Origin of the sequence: Pseudomonas sp. JV245A (assembly GCF_032424515.1) — a bacterium.
In the GTDB taxonomy this organism is placed as follows: Bacteria; Pseudomonadota; Gammaproteobacteria; order Pseudomonadales; family Pseudomonadaceae; genus Aquipseudomonas; species Aquipseudomonas protegens.
The window spans coordinates 1-4455 of sequence record NZ_VYKE01000254.1 but is presented as its reverse complement, the minus strand read 5'-3'; the positions used below and the strand labels follow the sequence as shown (position 1 = coordinate 4455).

The window sequence follows — 4455 nt, the reverse complement described above, 5'->3', positions numbered from 1 at the left end:
TTCGCTGGCAAGCCAGCTCCTACAGGGAGGATGGCGTGTTGGGTTCCGGGCTCAGTTCAGGCCCAGTTTGCCGCGCAGGGTGGAGAGATCTTCGGCCAGGGCATTGACCGGGCCTACCAGGGCCTTGCGGTCGTTTTCCTTGACCTTGTCGTAGGTCATGAAGCCGCCGTCAGGGGTTTTGTACTTGGCCAGGATCTTGTTCACCGTGGCGAAGTTCTTGTCCACCTTGGCGACAAAGGCCTTGTCCTGCTTCTCGATCTGCCCACGGAACAGGTCGACGATTTTCTTCGCCCCGTCGATGTTGCCCTGGAAGTCGTAGAGGTCGGTATGGCTGTAGCGGTCTTCTTCACCGGAGATCTTGGTTGCGGCCACTTCTTCCAGCAGCGCGGCGGCGCCACCCACGACTTTTTCCGGCGGGAAGGTCAGGCCGGCGACGCGGGTCTGCAGGTCCTTGACGTCCTTGTTCAGGCCGTCGGCCAGCTCGCCCAGGCCTGCTGTGCTGTTTTCCGAGAACAGTGAGTATTCCAGGCGGTGGAAGCCGGTGAAGTCTTCGGCCTTGACGCCTTTCTCGTGGTCGTCGACCCGGGAGTCGATGGACGCGTCCAGGTCACTGAAGAGCTCGGCGATCGGTTCGATCGACTCGTAGTAGACCCGGGTCGGCGCGTAGAGCTTCTTGGCGGCGGCCAGGTCGCCCTTTTTCACCGCATCGGTGAACTGCTGGGTGTGGCTGGCCAGTTCGTCGAGCTGCTCGGTGACGTAGATCTTGTAGTCGGAGATCGGCCCCACCAGCTCCAGGGGCGCAGTTGCGGCGAACGCCGAAAGCGGCGCGTGGAGCAAGCCAAGGGTCAGCAACACAGCGAGAGGCGACTTTTTCATGGGACTTTTCCGTGGGGGTTGTTGTGTTAGGGGTGTCAGGCAGTGCTTTTAGGCCGGGTGGCATCGAGCAGCGAACGCCCGATGAAATCCTCTTCGCCGGTGACCCCCGGCAAGGTGAAGAAGTAACCGCCACCAGTGGGCTTGAGGTACTCCTCCAGGGGTTCGCCGTTCAGACGGGTCTGTACGGCGATGAAGCCTTTCTCCAGGTCGGCCTGGTAGCAGATGAACAGCAGGCCCATGTCCAGCTGGCCGTTCTTGTTGACCCCGTTGGAGTAGTTGAACGGCCGGCGCAGGAGCAGGTTCTGCTGGCTCTGGGCAGTGCGCGGGTTGGCCAGGCGGATGTGGGCGTCGAGCTTGGTGACCTTGCCATGGGGGTCCCGGGCGTAGTCGGGCACCTGGCTTTCCTTCTGGCCGTCCATGGGCGCGCCACTGGTCTTGATCCGGCCGATGATGCTTTCCTGCTCCTGCAGCGGGGTGCGGTCCCAGCGTTCGACGAAGTTGCGGATGATCCGCACTGCCTGGTAGCTGCCATGGGCCGCCCAGGCCGGTTCGTCACTGCCGGGCTGGACCCAGACGATCTGCTGCATGGCCTTCGGGTCGTTGGAGTCGGGGTTGGCCGAGCCATCGCGAAAGCCCAGGAAATTGCGCGCACTCTGCGCCGGCTCGCCGGGCTTGGCCGGGGCCTGGGGCGGTACGCTGCCTTCCTGTTTCCAGCGCACCAGCAGCAGGTCGGGCAGGTTCTTCACGATGTCGCGCAGGGCGTGGATGTTGGTGTCGGCGGTGTTGGAGCAGAACTGCAGGCTCAGGTCGCCGTGGCAGCAGGCGGGCTCCAGGGCATCGTTGGGGAAGCCCACCATGCGGATCAGGCGCTTGGGTTTGGCCGCCTCCAGGCCGAAGCGCTCGTCGAACAGCGATTCGCCCACCGAGACGGTGATGGTCAGGTTGTCCGGGGTCACCACCGGGCCGAGGATGCCGGAGTCCAGGGGCGGCAGCTTCGGGTCCACCTGGGCCACCGGGCCACCGCGCATGAGAAAGGCAATGCGTTGGTCGAGGGTGCGAAACAGCCGTTCCAGGTCGTCGCGGTCGCTGGCCAGCACATCGAAGGACACCAGCATGCCCGCGGCCGGGCGCGGGGTGACGATGCCGCTCTGATGCTGGCCATGGAAGTCGTGGCGGTCCTGGGTCTTGTCGCTGCTGGGGGCTTCGGTGACCTGGGCGGGCGCGGCGGCCATGGCCGGGCAACTCAGGCTACTGCCGGCCAGGGCCACGCCGGCGGCGCCCATGCCCAGCAGCACGCGCCGACGCTGGGCGGAAAAAGACGGATTGGACTGATCTGAATCGTTCATTGAAAACTCGTCTTGTTACAGGCCGGAAAGGCCAAGTGCGGGATCAATAGCGTCGAGGGCGTCGGCCAGGGCCTTGGCTTTGTCGGCGATCTCTTTGCGCTGCCGGGCGTCGACCTGGTCGTAGGCCACATAGCCGAAGCCGTCGCGCAGGCTGGCCAGGCGAGTGGCCAGGGCATCGGCGGCGCTGTCCACCTGGGGTAGCAATTGGGCCGCGGACTTGGCCAGCAGCGGCCGTAGCAGGTCGATGACCTTGCGGGTGGTTTCCAGGTTGGCGGCAAAGCCGTTGAGGTCGCTGTGGCTGTAGCGTTCCTCTTCACCGCTGCTGGCCCGCAGGTCGGCCAGGCTGCGCATGTTGCGCGCGACGATGCTCACCAATTGCTCCGGTGGCAGGGTCTGGGCCAGCAACTGTTCCTTGAGGCTGACCACGTCGCTGGACAGGCGCTGAGCTACGGGGGCCAGGCCCGCCAGGTCATTTTTCTGGAACAGGCCGTATTCCAGGCGGTGGAAACCGCTGAAGCCCGGATCCTGTTCGCGCTGTTCGAAATAATCGGCACGGGCGTTGATGGTGTTGTCCAGCTCGGCCAGGCGCTGGGCCGCCGGGGCCAGGCGCTGATAGGCTGCGCGGGCTGGCAGGTACAGCGCCTGGGCCTGTTTCAGGTCGCCGGCGTCTATGGCCTGCTGCAAGGCGTTCACTGCCTTGACCAGGGCACTGCCCTGGGTGCTGAGGTAGACCCGGAACTCCGACAGCGGGCCGATAAAGGCCACCATCGACGGCCGCGCCTTGGCCTGGGCGTCGGACTCGGCGGTCGGGGTCACGTGCAGGGTGCCGCGGGGGTTGCTCAAAAGCCCGCAGGTGATGGCGTAGTCCCCTGGCTGCAGGTTGGCGTTGATCACCTGGCTCAGGCCTGGGGCGATGTTTTCCCGTTCCTCCACCACCAGCACGCCGTCGAGAATTTCCCATTCCACGGCGCGATCCGAACGGTTGACGATGCGGAAGCTGGCGCGCCCGGCCGGGACTGTCAGCGCGTTGGGTTCACAACTCTTGGGGTGGATGGTCACGGTGATCTCGCCCTGGTGGGCCTGGCGCTTGCTGGCGGCCAGTTGCGAGGCGTAGTAGAACAGCCCGCCGGCGGCGATCATGACGATCACCGAACCGGCAACCGCCCAGCGCAGAGCGCGGGGAGGCGAGGCCTGGGGAGAGGCTTGCTGGGTCATGGGGAGCCTTACTGACTGGAAACGGAGGACGTTGAGCCGGGCGCCTTGGCTGGGGCGCCGCCGGGCAGGAAGAACAGCACCAGGGTCACGGCCAGGTACAGCGCATAGGCGCCGAGGGTGCTGATGGTGGGGGCGTCCTGGTAGCCGAACATGCCGGCCAGTACCGAACCCACCGGGCCATCCATGGGCAGGCTGGCGCTGAAGTCGAAGAGTACGGTCTGCAGGTGGTTCCAGACCCCGGCTTCATGCAGGGCCTGCACCGAATTGGCGAGGATGCCGGCGGCCACCACCAGGATGAACAGCCCGGTCCAGCGAAAGAAGGCGCCAAGGTTCAGGCGCATGCTGCCGGTGTAGATCAGGAAGCCGACGATGATCGCTGAGATCAGGCCCAGCAGGGCGCCTATGGGCGCGCCCGGGCCTTCGCTCTGCTGGAACACCGCCAGCAGGAAGAACACGGTTTCCAGGCCTTCGCGGGCCACGGCGAAGAACACCATGGCGATCAGCGCCGTGACCTGGTGCTTGGAGCCCGCCAGGGCGTGGTCCAGGGAGACATGCAGGGAATGCTTGATCGAACGCGCCACCTTGCGCATCCAGAACACCATGGAACTGAGGATGCCGACGGCCACCAGGCCGACGATGCCTTCAAAGAGTTCCTGCTGCTTCTGCGGGAATTCGGCGCTCATCAGTTCCAGGCCGCCGCCCACCAGCAGGGCCAGGGCCGCGGCGAGGAAGACCCCGATCCACACGGCGGGCATCCACTGGCCACGGCCAGTCTGTTTCAGGTAGCTGGCGATGATGCCAACGATAAGCGCGGCTTCAATCCCTTCGCGCAACATGATCAGAAATGGAACGAGCATTCAGCACCGGTGGGCAAATAGGCTAGGGGGTAATTTGTAACATAATGATACTCATTGCTAAATGAAGATTATTGACAACTGCTGAACGGAAGCTGAACGGGTCTCGTTTACCAAGCCTGGACCGGTTTGTTGGCTCTTGCGGGCGATTGTTCCTGGCGCCG

At 64.6% G+C, this 4455-nt stretch carries 4 protein-coding genes; all 4 read right to left on the bottom strand.

Annotated elements, in window-relative coordinates; all coding sequences use genetic code 11:
- Positions 1 to 51: 51 nt before the first annotated feature.
- The 4 genes from efeO (F6S12_RS29985) to efeU are packed head-to-tail and all read right to left on the bottom strand — an operon-like array spanning position 52 to position 4294.
- Positions 52 to 876: an iron uptake system protein EfeO gene (gene efeO / locus F6S12_RS29985; RefSeq protein ID WP_315869706.1), complete on the bottom strand. Its 825-nt coding sequence runs from the start codon at positions 874 to 876 to the stop codon at positions 52 to 54.
- Between the two features lie 35 nt (positions 877 to 911).
- Complete coding sequence (gene efeB / locus F6S12_RS29980) at positions 912 to 2222, bottom strand: iron uptake transporter deferrochelatase/peroxidase subunit (protein WP_315869705.1); 1311 nt, start codon at positions 2220 to 2222, stop codon at positions 912 to 914.
- A 15-nt stretch (positions 2223 to 2237) separates the two neighbouring features.
- Positions 2238 to 3437 carry an iron uptake system protein EfeO gene (gene efeO, locus F6S12_RS29975; RefSeq protein WP_041118440.1) on the bottom strand — a complete coding sequence of 400 codons (1200 nt, stop codon included), beginning with the start codon at positions 3435 to 3437 and terminating at the stop codon, positions 2238 to 2240.
- A gap of 8 nt (positions 3438 to 3445) precedes the next feature.
- Positions 3446 to 4294, bottom strand: coding sequence for an iron uptake transporter permease EfeU (efeU, locus tag F6S12_RS29970; protein WP_015635789.1), 849 nt, complete (start codon positions 4292 to 4294; stop codon positions 3446 to 3448).
- Between the last annotated feature and the right edge of the window lie 161 nt (positions 4295 to 4455).